Source organism: Streptomyces sp. NBC_00846, from assembly GCF_045207325.1.
Taxonomy (GTDB): Bacteria; Actinomycetota; Actinomycetes; order Streptomycetales; family Streptomycetaceae; genus Streptomyces.
This window is the reverse complement of record NZ_CP108846.1, coordinates 738865-754827: the sequence shown is the minus strand read 5'-3', so window position 1 is coordinate 754827 and position 15963 is coordinate 738865. Positions and strand designations below refer to the sequence as shown.

General features: G+C 69.9%; 18 protein-coding genes. 12 read left to right on the top strand and 6 right to left on the bottom strand.

Annotated features, from left to right (window positions below; translation table 11 throughout):
- Positions 1-26 precede the first annotated feature (26 nt).
- On the top strand, positions 27-941 hold the full coding sequence (locus tag OG936_RS03525) for a LysR family transcriptional regulator (RefSeq protein WP_406492462.1): 915 nt from the start codon (positions 27-29) through the stop codon (positions 939-941).
- 104 nt (positions 942-1045) lie between these two features.
- On the opposite strand, the gene OG936_RS03520 is transcribed toward OG936_RS03525, so the two are convergent.
- On the bottom strand, positions 1046-1522 hold the full coding sequence (locus tag OG936_RS03520) for a pyridoxamine 5'-phosphate oxidase family protein (protein ID WP_406492460.1): 477 nt from the start codon (positions 1520-1522) through the stop codon (positions 1046-1048).
- 111 nt (positions 1523-1633) lie between these two features.
- Between OG936_RS03520 and OG936_RS03515 the strand changes: the two genes are divergently transcribed.
- Positions 1634-2317: a cysteine hydrolase gene (locus OG936_RS03515; protein WP_406492459.1), complete on the top strand. Its 684-nt coding sequence runs from the start codon at positions 1634-1636 to the stop codon at positions 2315-2317.
- Here OG936_RS03515 and OG936_RS03510 read toward each other — a convergent pair.
- Positions 2314-2823, bottom strand: coding sequence for a Rieske (2Fe-2S) protein (locus tag OG936_RS03510; RefSeq protein WP_406492458.1), 510 nt, complete (start codon positions 2821-2823; stop codon positions 2314-2316). The two genes, OG936_RS03515 and OG936_RS03510, sit on opposite strands and share 4 nt — an antisense overlap.
- A gap of 606 nt (positions 2824-3429) precedes the next feature.
- On the opposite strand from OG936_RS03510, the gene OG936_RS03505 reads away from it, so the two are divergent.
- Complete coding sequence (locus OG936_RS03505) at positions 3430-3810, top strand: hypothetical protein (protein ID WP_406492456.1); 381 nt, start codon at positions 3430-3432, stop codon at positions 3808-3810.
- Positions 3811-3861: 51 nt separating this feature from the next.
- Here the strand turns inward: OG936_RS03505 and OG936_RS03500 are convergent, their stop codons facing one another.
- The gene (locus OG936_RS03500) at positions 3862-4299 is read right to left on the bottom strand and encodes a hypothetical protein (protein ID WP_406492455.1); all 438 of its coding nucleotides are present in this window, start codon (positions 4297-4299) and stop codon (positions 3862-3864) included.
- A gap of 158 nt (positions 4300-4457) precedes the next feature.
- Here OG936_RS03500 and OG936_RS03495 point away from each other — a divergent pair, with 158 nt between their 5' ends.
- From OG936_RS03495 to OG936_RS03465, 7 genes are all read left to right on the top strand, one after another.
- The gene (locus tag OG936_RS03495) at positions 4458-5315 is read left to right on the top strand and encodes a HipA family kinase (protein WP_383762090.1); all 858 of its coding nucleotides are present in this window, start codon (positions 4458-4460) and stop codon (positions 5313-5315) included.
- Positions 5312-5695, top strand: a complete 384-nt coding sequence (locus OG936_RS03490) for a DUF3037 domain-containing protein (RefSeq protein ID WP_266907222.1) — start codon at positions 5312-5314, stop codon at positions 5693-5695. The genes OG936_RS03495 and OG936_RS03490 overlap by 4 nt, the downstream gene beginning before the upstream one ends.
- Before the next feature lie 236 nt (positions 5696-5931).
- Positions 5932-6693, top strand: a complete 762-nt coding sequence (gene fabG / locus OG936_RS03485; protein WP_266744902.1) for a 3-oxoacyl-ACP reductase FabG — start codon at positions 5932-5934, stop codon at positions 6691-6693.
- Between the two features lie 20 nt (positions 6694-6713).
- On the top strand, positions 6714-7469 hold the full coding sequence (locus OG936_RS03480; RefSeq protein WP_383762086.1) for an SDR family oxidoreductase: 756 nt from the start codon (positions 6714-6716) through the stop codon (positions 7467-7469).
- A gap of 118 nt (positions 7470-7587) precedes the next feature.
- Positions 7588-9171 carry an ABC transporter substrate-binding protein gene (locus tag OG936_RS03475; protein ID WP_406492452.1) on the top strand — a complete coding sequence of 528 codons (1584 nt, stop codon included), beginning with the start codon at positions 7588-7590 and terminating at the stop codon, positions 9169-9171.
- Positions 9172-9258: 87 nt separating this feature from the next.
- On the top strand, positions 9259-9942 hold the full coding sequence (locus tag OG936_RS03470) for a uracil-DNA glycosylase (protein ID WP_406492450.1): 684 nt from the start codon (positions 9259-9261) through the stop codon (positions 9940-9942).
- Positions 9943-10091: 149 nt separating this feature from the next.
- Positions 10092-10577 (top strand): hypothetical protein, encoded by a 486-nt coding sequence (locus OG936_RS03465; protein ID WP_406492449.1) that lies wholly within the window; start codon positions 10092-10094, stop codon positions 10575-10577.
- 154 nt (positions 10578-10731) lie between these two features.
- On the opposite strand, the gene OG936_RS03460 is transcribed toward OG936_RS03465, so the two are convergent.
- Positions 10732-11181, bottom strand: a complete 450-nt coding sequence (locus OG936_RS03460) for a hypothetical protein (RefSeq protein WP_406492447.1) — start codon at positions 11179-11181, stop codon at positions 10732-10734.
- A gap of 75 nt (positions 11182-11256) precedes the next feature.
- Positions 11257-11874: a TetR/AcrR family transcriptional regulator gene (locus OG936_RS03455; RefSeq protein WP_406492445.1), complete on the bottom strand. Its 618-nt coding sequence runs from the start codon at positions 11872-11874 to the stop codon at positions 11257-11259.
- Between the two features lie 84 nt (positions 11875-11958).
- Between OG936_RS03455 and OG936_RS03450 the strand changes: the two genes are divergently transcribed.
- Positions 11959-13170, top strand: a complete 1212-nt coding sequence (locus OG936_RS03450; protein ID WP_406492443.1) for an FAD-dependent monooxygenase — start codon at positions 11959-11961, stop codon at positions 13168-13170.
- 83 nt (positions 13171-13253) lie between these two features.
- Positions 13254-14153 (top strand): Gfo/Idh/MocA family protein, encoded by a 900-nt coding sequence (locus OG936_RS03445; RefSeq protein ID WP_406492441.1) that lies wholly within the window; start codon positions 13254-13256, stop codon positions 14151-14153.
- A gap of 129 nt (positions 14154-14282) precedes the next feature.
- On the opposite strand, the gene lnt is transcribed toward OG936_RS03445, so the two are convergent.
- Positions 14283-15905, bottom strand: a complete 1623-nt coding sequence (lnt, locus tag OG936_RS03440; protein WP_406492439.1) for an apolipoprotein N-acyltransferase — start codon at positions 15903-15905, stop codon at positions 14283-14285.
- Positions 15906-15963: the final 58 nt, after the last annotated feature.

Here is a 15963-nt window from a genome sequence, read left to right as displayed (position 1 = left end):
GTGGAAAACCGCGTAGCATTGCTTACATGTTGAATCTGGAGCGCCTGCGCACCCTGGACGCACTCGCCCGACACGGTTCGGTCAGCGGTGCCGCCGAGGGGCTGCATGTCACCACGTCGGCGGTCTCCCAGCAGATGTCGAAGCTGGAGCGGGAGGTGGGCCAGCAGCTCCTCGCCAAGAACGGTCGCGGGGTCCGGCTCACCGACGCCGGTCAGCTGCTCGCCGACCACGCGGCCCGGATCCTGTCCCAGGTCGAGCTGGCCCAGTCCGACATCGAGGCGCAGCGCGGAGAGGTGGTGGGCGAGATACGACTCTCCGCCTTTCCGACCGCAGCGCGCGGTCTCTTCCCCGCCGTGCTCCAGGCGCTGCGCGCCGACCATCCCGAACTACGCGTACGGACAAGGGAATTGGAGCCCGAGGAGGGAATCCGTGCGGTCATCAGAGGCGATATCGACCTGGCGGTCGTGCTGGACTGGAGCAATAAACGGCTGCCGGTGCCCGGTGGTCTGGCCAAGGTCGAACTCCTGGACGATGCACCGGACGTCGCGATGCCGGTCGGTCATCCTCTCGCGGACCGGGCCGAGGTGGATCTGGAGGAGTTCGCCGACGACGACTGGGTGTCCTGGCCCGAGGGCGAGTTCTGCTACGACTGGCTGATGTTCACCCTGCGATCGAAGGGTATCGAACCACGCATCGCGCATCTGGCGGGCGAGCATCACACCCAACTCGCCTTGATCGCTGCTGGGGTGGGTGTCTGTGTGGCGCCTCGGCTGGGCCGTGGGCCGGTGCCCGACGGAGTGCGGCTCGTGCCCGTACGGCAGAAGATGCGACGGCACGTCCACGCCGTGTGGCGCACCGACGCGGACCGCCGTCCGTCGATCAGGGCGGCCGTGACGGCGCTGCGGACGGCGGGCCGGGAGATGGACGCCCCGACGGCGTAGGCCGGGGTGCAGGTTTTGTCCGGTCGGCGTCGCTCATGTTCTCTTGTCGAGGCCGCTCACGTTCGCCTGCCGAGGCTGGGGCCAGGTTCTTCTGCGGGCGTTGCTCACGTCGAGGACAAGCCTGCGAGCTTCCGGAAGTCCCAGGAGGTAATGGCCTCCGGGGTAAGCCGCAGCCAGGCGTGCCGCCCGTCGTGCGGCATGGTGTCCATCCCGAAGTACTTCGCCGCGAACAGCCGCTCCGGAACGTCGAGTTCGGAGCAGGGCTCGCCGGTACGGGGTGCCTCGCCGACCGGGACGGCCTCGCCGGAGAGTTCGATGCCGCGCAGATCCGCGTACTCCACCCCGTCGTCCACGACCACCGCGATCCTCGGATCGTCACGCAGCTGGGACCAGCGCAGACTGCGGGTGATCGAGTACAGCCAGAGAGAGGTGCCGTCCCAGGTGAACCAGAGGGCGCCGATGTGGGGGCGGCCGCCGGCGGACACGGTGGCGACCCGGCAGGTCCGCTGCTCGGCGAGATAGGTGTCGCGTGCCGCGCCCGTCATCATGATCCGACGGCCCCGTCGCTGAATGGTGGCCATGGGTGCCCCTCCCCAGTAGCTGACTATGTGTCAGAAAGCATGGGGCCTCTTCCCTCGTCGCGCAATGGCGGTTAGCCTCGCGCGCCCGATCCGCGACCGAAGGGGGCAGCCGTGCCGTCGAAGGAACAGCTTGCCGAGCAGCTCGATCCGGCCACCACCGTGCTTCTGACGGTCGAATGCCAGCAAGGTGTCGTGGGCCCCGACAGTGCTCTGCCGGAGCTGGCTGAGGAGGCCAGGTCCTCCGGGGCCCTCCACCGAGTCGCCCGGCTGGTGGCGGCTGCCCACGAGGCCGGGGTCCAGGTACTGCACGCCGTGGCCGAGCGCCGCCCAGACGGGCGGGGAGCCAACAACAACGCCCGCCTGTTCCGAGCTGCCGGCCGGCTGCCCGTACAGCAGTACTCGGGCACCACGGCGGTACGGATCGCCGCGCCCATCGAGGTGGCGGACGAGGACCTCGTCGTGCGTCGGCTGCACGGCCTCTCGCCCATCGCCGGTACGGAGGTGGACGCGTTGCTCCGTAACCTCGGCTGCCGGACGCTCGTCGTCACCGGTGTCTCGGCCAATGTCGCCGTCCCCAACGCCGTGTTCGACGCGGTGAATCTCGGCTATACGGCGGTGGTGCCGTCCGACGCCATCGCGGGGGTGCCGGCCGACTACACCCCCGCGGTGATCCGCAACACGCTCGCCCTCGTCGCCACCATCACGACCACCGATGATGTGCTCGGCTGCTGGCTGAGCAGAGGGCGGACCGTGCCCCGTCCGGCGGATCGCGGCCGGACGGGGCAGCACAACTAGGACGTGAGGGTGATCGAACCGCCCTTGACCGTGATGGCCTTGGCGGGCAGCGGCTGAGACGCCGGCCCCACCGTCACGCTGCCCGTCCGCAGGTTGAATTTGCTGCCGTGGCACGGGCAGTTGATGGTGCCGTTCGACACGCTCGACACGGTGCATCCCTGATGGGGGCACTTCGACGAGAACGCCTTGAACTCACCGGCCTCGGGCTGCGTCACCACGACGCCCTGGTCGGCGAAGATCTTTCCGCCGCCTTCGGGGATGTCGGTAGTCTTCGCCAGTGCCTCGCCGCTGCCGTCCCTTCCGCCGCCTTCGGGGATGTCGGTAGTCTTCGCCAGTGCCTCGCCGCTGCCGTCCCTTCCGCCGGCGGCCGGGTGGACCGCGCCCGAACCCCCCGAGTCCTTCTCGTTTCCGCACGCGGTGAGTACGGCAGCCACCGAGGCGGCCCCGACCGCTGCGACAACGGCCCGACGTCCGGGACGGACCTCATGGTCCTGCGATGCGCTCATTCCGGCATTCCCTTCTGCGATGTGTGCGACTGTCGACGTTCGCGACTTCTGTGTTTACGACCTCGGTGTTCACCACGTCTGTGCCCGACCAGGGGTACGCGCAGCGGGAGCCCCGTGTTCAACGCGCCAGGGACTTCTTGAGGCAGTCCCGCTCCAGCAGGCACGGGATTGCCCGCCGTCCCCTTCCGGATGACCGGGCGGCCGACGCAGCACGACGGCCACATTGTCTTCGGCAAGACCGTGCACCAGCATGAGCGGGCGCGTCAGCCCGGCCGCCGCGGGAGCAGCGAATTGCGCGTGTAATTCGCCGAAAGTACATCCGGGTGGCCGAGGGACCGTTCCTCCCAATGGGTGCAGTGGAACCGCCGGCCGGTCGGCGCCGCACCGGAGACCACCGGAGGGAAGACCTCCGGCCGGCAGAAGGACTCCGCATACCGAATTCTTCGGACGGCGTCGTCGCGGAGAATCGCCCCGTTCCGGTACTGGCCCGGACCGGCGGGAGGCCGGGCGTCACGCGTGACAGGTCACGTGTGATCGGTCGGGCGTGGTGGGTCACGTGTGACCGGGCGCGGGTGATTGTCGGAGGCGTCTGCGAGGCTGAGCGACATGACGCTGACCAACTTCAACGACCTTGAGCAGACCATTCGCGGCGGGTGGGGCGCGGACACCACGACGCCGGCCCACCGTCCGCACTGGACTCCGGACAACCCGGCACGCGACCAATGCGGTGTCACCGCCCTGGTGGTGCACGACCTGTTGGGTGGTGAGCTGATCCGCGGCGAGGTCCACGTCGACGGCGAGCGCGTCGACTACCACTGGTGGAACCGTCTGGGCATGGGGATCGAAGTCGATCTCACGCGCGAGCAGTTCGGACCTGACGAGACGGTTGTCGGCGGGGATGTGATCGAGCGGCCTGCGGAGATCGTGCGGCTCCGCGCGGAGTATGAGCTTCTTCGCAGCCGAGTGCTGGCAGCGTTGCGTTCGTAGGCGCTGCGTCGCCGGGGCGACCGGAGCTACCGGGGTGGTGACGACGAGCCGTCAGTGGGCCGCCGCCTCCCCCGCACGGAACACCGGCTCGCCCGCGCGCAGACGGGCGAAGAGGAGTGTCCGGTCCAGTTGTTCCTCCTCCTCGTCCTCCTCATTGGAGAACACCCCGTCCACCAACAGTTCGCGCAGCTGCTCCTGTACGCCGTCGCCGTATCCCTGCTGGTAGTCGTCCAGATCGAAGTGGGTGTCCGCCTGCACCTCGGCGATCGTGCAGTGCTCGTCCTCGATGACCAGGCGGGCACGAATGGTGCCCGCCCGGAGCGTCTGGTCGTTGTAGGAGCCGTAGACGACCTCGGCCACGAGCGTGCCGCCGACGGACATCTCGCCGTCGGTGTGTACCGCGCGGGCCGTCATGTCACCGCCGACGGCGACGACGGAGTCGGGGCCGCAATCGGCCAGACAGCCTTCGACCGTGACGGCCCGCGGCATCGACCGCATTCCCGAGCGTGAACGGCACGGTCGGGCACGGGGGCTGTTCGCCGTCCGGCGGCGACCGTCCACCACCCGAGCCTGGGGCCGGTGGCGCCCTGATACTCGTGGGCCCGAGCCGTGGATCGTGGATTCCGGGCGCCGGATAGCCTGGGAAAATGCTCACCGAAGTCACAGCGACCCGCTACGTCACGCCCCTGCGGGAGGGCGGATCGCTGCCCGGAATCGTCGAGGCCGATGACCTCGGCACCTATGTCATGAAATTCACCGGCGCCGGACAGGGCCGCAAGACACTGGTTGCGGAGGTCATCTGCGGACAGCTCGGCCGCAGGCTCGGCCTCCGCGTCCCCGACCTCGTACAGATCCAGCTCGACCCGGTCATCGGGCTCGCCGAGCCCGACCAGGAGGTGCAGGAACTCCTGAAGGCCAGCGGCGGACTCAATCTCGGGATGGATTTCCTGCCCGGATCGATCGGCTTCGACTCGCTCGCCTATCAGGTGGACTCCCGGGAAGCCGGCCGGGTCGTCTGGTTCGACGCGCTGATCAACAACGTCGACCGGTCCTGGCGCAATCCGAACATGCTGATCTGGCACGGCGACCTGTGGCTCATCGACCACGGCGCCACCATGATCTGGCACCACAACTGGCCCGGCGCCCAGACATCCGCGGCCAAGCCGTACAACGCCTCGGACCACGCACTCGCCCCGTTCGCCCCCGATATCGCGGCGGCGGCCGCCGAACTCGCCCCGCTGGTCACCGAGGAACTGCTCACCGAGGTCGCGGCCGACGTCCCCGACGAATGGCTGGTGGACGAGCCCGGCTTCGACTCCACGGACGAGCTGCGTCGCGCCTATGTGGAGGCGCTGCTGCCGCGCGCCGCGACGATTCATGAGCGGATCACGCTGGAGGGCCCCACCGAGCCCAAGCCGTCCCAGGCACCCGGCTGGCTCACCGAACACCTCACCCCGTGGCCCCACCCCACCAAGAAGAAGAACGACAAGGACGGCCAGCGGTGAGCGAGCGCGATGTCTTCGAGTACGCGCTGCTGCGCGTGGTGCCGCGCGTGCAGCGCGGCGAGTTCTTCAACGCGGGCGTAGTCGTCTACTGCCGCGCGCGGGGTTTCGTCGCCGCCCGTACCCATCTCGACGAGACCAAGCTGAAGGCCCTGGACCCGACCGCCGACGTGGTCGGTGTACGGGCCGCTCTGCGCGCCGTCGAGGGTGTCTGTCGCGGTGGTGCGGACGCGGGCCAGGCGGCCCGGGACGACGCGGGCCGCCGCTTCCGCTGGCTGATCGCCCCGCGCTCCACCGTCGTCCAGCCGAGCCCCGTGCACAGCGGCCTCACGAACGACCCGGAAGCCGAGGTCGAGCGGCTGCTCGATCTGCTGGTGCGCTGATTCTCCGTCCCCGCGGCGCCGCCCGTGACCCTCACGGCAGCGGCGTCGCCGGGTGTGACATGCGCCCCTGTGGCCGTGGGCCGTTGACACCGGGTGCCAGGGCTTCTAGCGTCTCGTCTGCTGAAGGTACTAAGCGGTTGCTCAGTTATCGGGGTGGTTCCGCGCACGCGAAGGTTCCGTGCCGGGAGCGCCCCGACGTCCGCTGAGCCGCGATCCAAGGGCGAGGAGAACCAAGCATGTCCACCACCGAGCAGCGCGTCGCCATCGTGACCGGAGCGGCGCGGGGCATTGGCGCCGCCACCGCGGTACGGCTGGCGGCCGAGGGCCGCGCCGTCGCCGTACTCGACCTCGACGAGGCGGCCTGCAAGGACACTGTCGAGAAGATCACCGCCGCCGGGGGGACCGCCCTCGCCGTCGGCTGCGATGTGTCGGACAGCGCCCAGGTGGAAGCCGCGGTCGCGCGGGTCGCCGCCGAGCTCGGCGCGCCGACGATCCTCGTCAACAACGCGGGGGTACTCCGCGACAACCTGCTCTTCAAGATGACCGAGTCCGACTGGGACACCGTGATGAACGTGCACCTCAAGGGCGCGTTCCTGATGGCCAAGGCCGTCCAGAAGCACATGGTGGACGCCAAGTTCGGCCGTATCGTCTCGCTCTCCTCCTCCTCGGCGCTCGGTAACCGCGGCCAGGCCAACTACTCTGCCGTCAAGGCCGGGCTGCAGGGCTTCACGAAGACCCTCGCCAAGGAGCTCGGCAAGTTCGGCATCACCGCCAACGCCGTCGCCCCGGGCTTCATCGTCACCGAGATGACCGCGCAGACCGCGGCCCGGATCGGCATGGGCTTCGAGGAGTTCCAGGCGGCCGCCGCCACCCAGATCCCGGTGCAGCGCGTCGGCCGGCCCGAGGACATCGCGAACGCCATCGCGTTCTTCACGGGCGACGAGGCCGGCTTCGTCTCCGGCCAGGTCATGTACGTCGCCGGTGGACCGCTCAACTGACCCGAAGGGTTATGGACATCATGACTGTGCAGGACAGCGGGAAGGTCGCGCTGATCACGGGCGCGAGCCGGGGCATCGGCTATGGCATCGCCGAGGCGCTCGTGGCCCGCGGCGACCGGGTGTGCATCACCGGGCGCGGCGAGGACGCCCTCAAGGCGGCCGTCGAGCGGCTCGGCTCCGACCGGGCGATCGGTGTGGCGGGCAAGGCGCACGACGAGGCACACCGGGCGGCAGCGGTCGAGCGCACCATGGAGGCGTTCGGCCGGGTCGACTTCCTGGTCAACAACGCCGGTACGAATCCGGTCTTCGGCCCGATGGCGGACCTCGACCTCAACGTCGCCCGCAAGGTCTTCGAGACGAACGTGATCTCGGCGCTCGGCTTCGCCCAGCAGACCTGGAAGACCTGGCAGAAGGAGAACGGCGGGGCGATCGTCAACATCGCCTCGGTCGCCGGAATATCAGCCTCGCCGTTCGTCGGCGCGTACGGCATGAGCAAGGCCGCCATGGTCAACCTGACCCTCCAGCTGGCGCACGAGTTCGCACCGGTCGTCCGGGTCAACGCGATCGCCCCCGCGGTGGTGAGGACGAAGTTCGCCCGGGCACTGTACGAGGGCCGGGAGGCCGAGGCCGCCGCGGCCTATCCGCTCGGCAGGCTGGGAGTCCCCGAGGACATCGGCGGCGCCGCCGCGTTCCTCACGTCGAGCCAGAGCGACTGGATCACGGGACAGACCCTGGTGGTCGACGGCGGAATATTCCTCAATGCGGGCGTGGGCTGAGCACAGCCTGAGCGGGTTTGGTCCTTATTGACTCAAGTGCCCTGTCGGGCCCGTGGATTGACCCGACGGGGCACTGCGGTATGGTCTGCCGACCCATGGCTGATCGAGGAGCGTTCACGTGTTCTACCGGGCCAGTTTGCAGGCCACTGCAGTCCTTGCTTCCCTTTCCCTGCTGGCCGGCTGCGGACTCCTTTCCGACAGCGGCTCGAATGTGGAGCAGAAGATAGTCGTCGGAACGACCAGTGAGCCCTCCACCCTCGATCCGGCGGCGGCGTGGGACAACTCCTGGGAATTGATGCGGAATGTCTTCCAGACCCTGGTGAGCTTTCCCACCGGCAGCACCAGCCCCGAGCCCGATGCCGCGGAATGGTGCAAGTTCACCGACACGACCAGCACGGCCTATCGGTGCAAACTCCGCAAGGGCCTGAAGTTCTCCAACGGTGACAATCTCGATGCCGAGGCCGTGAAGTACTCCATCGACCGGATCTCGGCCATCAAGGTCAAGGGCGGCCCCGCCGGCATGCTCGGCTCGCTGGACCGGGTCGAGACCAAGGGCGACGACATGGTCGTCTTCCATCTCAACAAGCCGGACGCCACGTTCCCCTTCATTCTCGCCACGCCCGCGATGTCGCTGGTGGCGCCCAGCGACTATGCGGAGCACAAGATCCGCAACGACGGGAAGGTCACCGGATCCGGCCCCTACCGCCTGGATGCCTACAAGCCGGGGAACCGGGCCGAACTGGTGAAGAATCCGGACTACAAGGGCTTCGCCAACCGCAAGAACGACGCTGTGACCATCCGGTACTTCCAGGAATCCGCCCCCGTGGTCGCCGCGTTGAAGAAGAACGAGATAGACGCGATCTACCGCGGCCTCACCGCCGAGGAGGTCGTCAATCTGGAAGACAACACGGACAAGACCAGCGATCTGCAGATTGTGGAGACCACCGGTGCGGACATCCGGTTCCTGGTCTTCAACCCCGAGGACCCGGCCGCCGGGAACGTGGCCGTGCGGCAGGCCATCGCCCAGCTCGTGGACCGTGACGCCCTGGTCGCCAAGGTCTACCAGGGCACGGCCGAGCCGCTGTACTCCACGGTCCCCAAGGGAATCGCCGGACACACCACCAGCTTCTTCGACGCCTACGGCGACCCCGACAAGGACAAGGCGAAGCAGATCCTCACCAAGGCGGGCATCACCAAACCCGTCGTGATGACGTTCTGGTTCACGACCGACCGGTACGGCTCCTCCACGGTCCCCGAATTCGACGAGCTGAAGCGTCAGCTGGAAGCCTCCGGACTGTTCCGGATCACGCTGAAGAGCAAGCCTTCCTGGAAGGAGTTCCAGGAGGGCTTCACCAAGGGCCGGTACCCCGTCTTCGGCCGCGGCTGGTTCCCGGACTTCCCGGACCCGGACAACTTCATCGCCCCCTTCGTGGGCAAGGAGAGCATCACCGGGATGCCCTACATGAAGCGTGAGATCACCGATCAGCTGCTGCCTCAGACCCGTGCGGAGAGCGACCGGGGCGCGGTCGGGAAGCAGTTCGAACGGGCCCAGCGGATCATGGTCGAGGACGTACGGCTGCTGCCGCTGTGGCAGGGCAAGCTGTACGTCGCTTCGGGCGAGGACATCGGCGGCGGCGAGCGCGCCCTGGACCCGCAGACGGTCATGCAGATGTGGGAGCTGTACCGCAAGGCCAGCTGGTAGGCCCCGGCAGAACTCGCGAGGTCCGTTGTCAGTGGCCCCCGGTAGGTTCTCGGGTGAAGAACGTATTACCTACCGGAGGTTGTTGACGTGACCGACACCGACCTGCTGCCCGAGTCCTGGCGTGGCGTCCTCGGCGAAGAGCTGCAGAAGCCCTATTTCAAGGAGCTCACCGAGTTCGTCGAGGAGGAGCGGGCCAAGGGGCCGGTCTATCCGCCGCGCGACCAGGTGTTCGCCGCGCTGGAGGCCACGCCCTACGACAAGGTGAAGGTCCTCGTCCTCGGCCAGGACCCGTACCACGGAGAGGGGCAGGGGCACGGCCTGTGCTTCTCCGTGCGGCCGGGTGTGAAGACGCCGCCCTCCCTGCGGAACATCTACAAGGAGATGAACGACGAACTCGGTCTGCCCGTCCCGAACAACGGGTATCTGATGCCCTGGGCCCAGCAGGGCGTCCTGCTGCTCAACGCCGTGCTGACGGTGCGCGCGGGCGAGGCCAACTCGCACAAGGGCAAGGGCTGGGAGAAGTTCACCGACGCGGTGATCCGCGCGGTCGCCTCGCGGCCCGATCCGGCCGTCTTCGTGCTCTGGGGCAACTACGCCCAGAAGAAGCTCCCGCTGATCGACGAGGAGCGCCACACGGTGGTGAAGGGCGCGCACCCTTCACCGCTCTCCGCCAAGAAGTTCTTCGGCTCCCGTCCGTTCACGCAGATCAACGAGGCGGTGGCGGCGCAGGGGCACGAGGCCATCGACTGGCGCATTCCCGACCTGGGCTGACGCCGCGGTCCGGGCCGGGGCCGGTGGCGGGCGCCCGGTGGACAGGCCCGGACGCCCGCCCGAGCCTCAGCGGGATTGGCCGCGGCTGCGGCTAGCGTCGATCGGGAACGGTCGGTCGGGCACGGGTGGACAGGGACAGGGAGGCCGCAGTGACGGAGCGGCGGGAGGCGTCCAAGGACGCCGTCATGACCAGGATCGGCCAGGCCGTCATGCTCCTGCACGGCGGTGACCGGGAGGAGGCCCGCAATCGTTTCGGCGGCCTCTGGTCGGAAATCGGCGAGGACGGTGACGCCCTGCACCGGTGTACCCTCGCCCACTACATGGCCGACACCCAGGACGACCCCGGTGATGAACTTGCCTGGGACCTAAGGGCGTTGACCGCGGCCGACAGCCTGACCGACGAGCGGGCGGCGCAGCACTCCGACGCGCTCGCGGTGCGGGCGTTCTATCCCTCGCTCCATCTCAATCTCGCGGCGGACTATGTGAAGCTCCAGCGCCCCGAGGCGGCCCGGATCCACCTGGACCGGGCGCACGCCGCCTCCGGCGTGCTCGCGGCGGACGGATCGGACGACGGATACGGGGGAGGGGTCCGGGCGGCGATCGTGCGGCTGGAGCTGAGGCTGCGGGAGATGTGAGCGGTGGCCCGGCCGGGGCGGCCGGGCCACCGCTCACTCGCCCGGAACCGGGAGAGTGGGGTTCCGGTATCGGACGTCGGTTTGTGTCTGTCGTACCGGGCTCAGCGATTGCTCTGCCGGTGCCGGACGACCGCTCGTCTCTGTCGTACCGGGCTCAGCGGCCGTAGGCGTTCTCGCAGATCCGGGACTGCGGGCTGCCCGCCGGCCAGTGCCCGTACCCCCGTCCCAGCGTGCAGACGTCCGTTCCGGTGATGGTGGCCGGCAGGGCCGGGACGGGGGCGGTCACGGCGGGCGGGGCGTGACGCGGCCGGGGCCGGGCCGTCCCGGGGTGGTTCCGTTGCCGTGGTGCGCGGGCCGCGGCGCGGCCGGTGCCCGGGGGCGCGCCCGCCGGCGTGGACGCGGCGGCGGACGGCGCCGGGACCGGAACGGCTTCCAGGCTGTCGTGGACCGGTGGACGCGCGATCTGTGGCGCCAGGTCCTGGGCGGGGCTGCCGTTTTGGGGCCGGGGCGGCACATCCGGCTGCGGGGTCACGGACACACAGCCGGACAGCGTCGTGACCGCCAGGCCGACCAGGAGCTTCACGGTGATTCTGGTTCGTTGCACCTGATCAACTCTGCGGTACGGAACCGGTATCAGGTGAGCCGGGAAGCCGTGATTGGTCCGCACGAGTGACGCCGGTCAGCGCAACGGCCACGCGGGTCCCAGCATCCCGCGCAGCAGTTCGGCGAAGCCGGTACGCAGTTCCTCCTCCGTCGGTACGGAGCGGTGGTACGACCCCGCGGCGCACGAGAACATCAGCCCCTCGCACCAGGCCACCAGGGACAGGGTATGCCGCTCGGGTTCGGCCGATCCGGCCGCCGTCATCAGCGCCATCAGCGGTTCGCGGAACTGCCGGCCCGTCGCGTCGAAGAACTCCCGCAGCTCGGGGCGCCGGGTGGCCTCCAGGGCGAGCTCGTAGCGGCAGACGAGCAGTTCGGGATGGCGGGTGAGATACCGGTGCAGCGCCAGCGCGAGACCGGCGACCAGCGCCTCCGGGCCAGGTGGCTGTGCGGCGTCCGGAACCGGAAGTTCACCCGGGGCGAGCACCCGTGCCTCGCGCTCCGCCAGTCGTCGCACCGTCGCCTCCAGCAGGGACTGCCGGGTACGCGCGTAGTTGGACGTCGACCCCTGGGGGAGTCCGGCGCGCTCGTCCACCGCGCGGTGGGTCAGCCCGCGCATCCCGCGTTCGGCGAGGAGGGCGAGGGCGGCATCGGTCATGAGATCGGCCCGGGAGGTGCCGGTGGTGCGTGTGGCCATGGGGCCAACCTACCCGCGGTACTACATCTGTAGTACGGTGAGCGTGTCACTACAGGTGTAGTTTCGAGGGTTCGAGGAGGAACGATGGACCATCCCCACGCCGTCGTCATCGGCAGCGGAATCGGAGGCCTCACCACGGCGGTGGCCCTGCGCAGGAGCGGTTGGCGGGTCACCGTTCTGGAGCGCGCCGCCTCCCTGGAACCCGTCGGCGCCGCTATCGCTCTCGCTCCCAACTCCCAGCGCGCCCTGGACGTCATCGGCCTCGGCGACGAGATCCGGTCCCTCGCCGCCTGGCAGGGCGCGGGCGGCATGCGCACCCCGGGCGGCCGCTGGCTCTCCCGTACGAACAGCGCCGCCGCGACCGAACGGTTCGGCGGCACGATCGTCCTGCTGCACCGGGCCACCCTCGTCGACCGCCTCGTCGCCCGGCTCCCCGACTCCACCGTCCACACCGGTGCCGTCGCGGAACTGCTGGACCCGGGCGTCGTGGGCGGTGCGCGTGCCGTGGTGCGGACGGTGTCCGGGACTTTCGAAGCCGACCTCGTGATCGGGGCCGACGGCATCAGGTCCGGTGTACGCGGCGCCCTCTTCCCGGCGCACCCGGGCCCCTCGTACGCCGGATTCACCACCTGGCGTCTCGTCGTTCCCGCGTCCGGGCAGCCCTTCGCACCGCACGAGACCTGGGGGCGCGGCGCTCTCTGGGGCACCCAGCCGCTCAAGGACGGCCGAATCTACGCCTACGCGGCCGCCGTCGCCCCTGCCGGAACCCATGCCGCCGACGACGAGAAGGCGGAGCTGGTGCGCCGGTTCGGCAGCTGGCACGACCCGATCCCCTCCGTCATCGCCGCCGCCGAGCCCGGCCAGGTGCTCCGGAACGATGTGCACCACCTGATCACCCCCCTGCCCTCGTTCCACCGGGGCCGCACCGCCCTCGTCGGCGACGCCGCGCATGCCATGGCCCCCAGCCTCGGCCAGGGCGGCAACCAGGCGATCGAGGACGCCATCGTGCTCGCCCACCACGTGACGCCGGACCGGGAACTCGGCGCGGGCCTGGCCGCGTACACCGCCGACCGGCTGCCCCGCACGACGGTCATCGTCCGCAAGGCGGCGAAGGCCGCCCGGCTGATGCGATGGACGGGTGCCCCGGCCGTACTGCTGCGCGACGCCCTGATCACCGGCGTCTCGCGGATCGGGCCCACTCTCGTCCTGCGCACCTTCGACGGCATCGCGGACTGGCAGCCGCCGGGGGACACGTATGCTGCCCGGACGAAGGACGCGCACCGGCCACCGCGGTAGACACCGGCTCGAACAGCCCGACGGGCACCCTCACCCGGTGAACGCCGCTCCGACCCGCGCCGAACAGTGAGAGGGAGACCCCCGTGAAGGTCGGCTGCATCGGGCTCGGCGACATCGCGCAGAAGGCGTATCTGCCGGTCCTGACCACACTGCCCGGGGTCGAACTGCACCTGCAGACCCGCACCCCGGCCACCTTGACGGCGGTCGCCGAGGCCCACCGGATCCCGTCCGGGCAGCGCCACACCGACCTCGGATCGCTGCTCGCCGAGGGCCTGGACGCCGCGTTCGTCCACGCGCCCACCGCCGTACATCCGGAGATCGTGGGGCGGCTGCTGGACGCGGGCGTCGCCACCTACGTCGACAAGCCGCTGGCCTATGAACTGGCCGATTCCGCGCGGCTGGTGAGCCTGGCCGAGGAGCGCGGGGCGAGCCTCGCCGTCGGATTCAACCGCAGGCTCGCGCCCGGATACGCGCAGTGCGCCGAGCTCCCGCGCGAGCTGATCCTCATGCAGAAGAACCGGGTCGGCCTGCCCGAGGAACCACGCACCCTGGTGCTCGACGATTTCATCCATGTCGTCGACACCCTGCGCTTCCTCGCCCCGGGGCCGATTGAGCACACCGTCGTTCAGGCAAGGATCCGTGACGGTCTGATGCACCACGTGGTGCTGCAGCTGTCCGGCGACGGATTCACCGCGATCGGCCTGATGAACCGGCTCAGCGGCTCGACCGAGGAACGGCTGGAGGTCTCCGGCCAGGACTCCAAGCGCGAGGTCGTGAACCTTGCCGAGGTGATCGATCACAGGGGCCAGCCGAGCGTACGCCGACGCGGCGACTGGGTTCCGGTGGCCCGTCAGCGCGGCATCGAGCAGAGCGTGCTGTCGTTCCTGGACGCCGTACGGGCCGGAAAGGTGCTGCACGCCAGGGATGCCCTGCAGACGCACGAGCTGTGCGAGCGCGTCCTGCGCGACCTGGACTGCGCCTAGGAGGGTCGGGAAGGCGCTGAAGTCCGGGCCCGGCCGGGATTTTCAGCACCCTCGGGCGCGGTGTGGCTGGTGCTGGCCGTGACCGACAAGGTCGGGATGGTCCGGCGGCCGGCCCCTCCCCACCCGGGCTCACACCGCGGGCCCGCCGCGTGAGCCGACCACCGGAGCCTCCGCATCCCTCGCGCCGCCCGGCCCGCTCCCGTCGCGCCTCCTGAGCATCCGCACCCCCTCGTACGCGCAGAACACGGCCAGCACCGCCCACGCCCCGTGCACCGGCCAGTCACCCAGCCGCACATAGAGGGTGGTACCGGACGCCAGCGGTACGTCGAACACCGCGGCCCCGCTCGTATCCGTACCGAGCGGGGCACCGATCCGCGCGCCCTGCGGGCCGTACACCGCACTGACGCCGGTGAGCGTGGCATGCACCATCGGGCGGCCGTTCTCGGCGGCCCGCAGCGCCCCGAGCGAGGCGTGCTGTTCGGGAGCCCAACTGTGCTGGAACGTCGCGGTCGAGGACTGGTCGACCAGGATGTGCGCGCCGTCCCGGGTCAGCCGCCGGCTCATATCGGGGAACGCGGACTCGAAACAGATCAGCGGCCCGATGCGCAGCCCCTTTCCGCCCTCGGCTCCGGGGAGCCACATCGTGACCGGGTGGGTGCCGCGCAGCCGGTCCTGGCCCGCCGCCTTGCCCACGGACGTGGCCCACCCGAGTACCGAACGGGCCGGGACGTACTCCCCGAACGGCACCAGGCGCATCTTGTCGTACCGCTGTCCCGTCAGCCCGTGCGGACCCACCAGCACCGCGGACTTGAAGATCCCCGTCCGGCCCGACGCGTCGGTCTGCCGGGCGTCCATGTTGACCAGCACATCCGCGCCCACCCGACGCGACAGGGCCGCGATCCGGGCGGTGATGTCCGGGTGCTGGGAGAGATCCACCCCGACACTGCTCTCGCCCCACACCACCAGATCGAGACCGCGTCCCGCCAGCGATCCGGTCAGCCGTTCACTGACGGCGAGCCGCCGCTCGACGCTGTGGGGACCCGTGAGCACACCCGGCTGCACGACGGCGACCCTGGCCACGCCCGACGGCTCGGGCCGCGGCGCCCACCCGGCCATCGCCCCCACCGCCAGGGCACACGTCACGACGGAGACGACGGCGACCGTCCGGGCGGCCGCGCTCACGAACAGCAGCACGACGGCGGTGTTCACGGCGACCACCAGCAGACTCACCAGCCACACCCCGCCGACCGATGCCACGCGGAGCGCCGGAGCCACCTCCCACTGGCTGGCGCCGAGCAGCCCCCAGGGACCGCCGAGCCCCTCCCAGGAGCGGACCAGCTCGATCATCAGCCAGCCGCACGGCACCACCACGACCGCGGTCGCCGCGGATGCGACGCGCACCCGCCCGTGCATCGTCCGGAAGACCAGCAGCCCCCACGGCGCCCACAGCAGACCGAGCAGCGCCGCCAGGATCACGATGAACACATGGAGACTCGGCATCAGCCAGTGATGCACGGCGAGCAGATAGCCCATCCCGCCGAGCCAGCCGTCGAGCGCCGCCCGGCGCCCCGTACCGGCGGACCGGATCAGCAGCAGCCACGGCACCAGAGCGACATAGGCGAACCACCACAGGGAAGGGGCGGGGAACGCGAGCGCGGGCAACGCACCGGCGAGCAGCGCGATGCAGCCGCGCCACCGTCCGGACCGCAGAATCCTCTGCCACCGCTCGCGCCGACCCGCCGGAATCCGCATGCCGCGCCTCCTTGATCAGCAGTGTCGCCCCTGGGCCCCCGTTCCGCAGTTCTTCCCC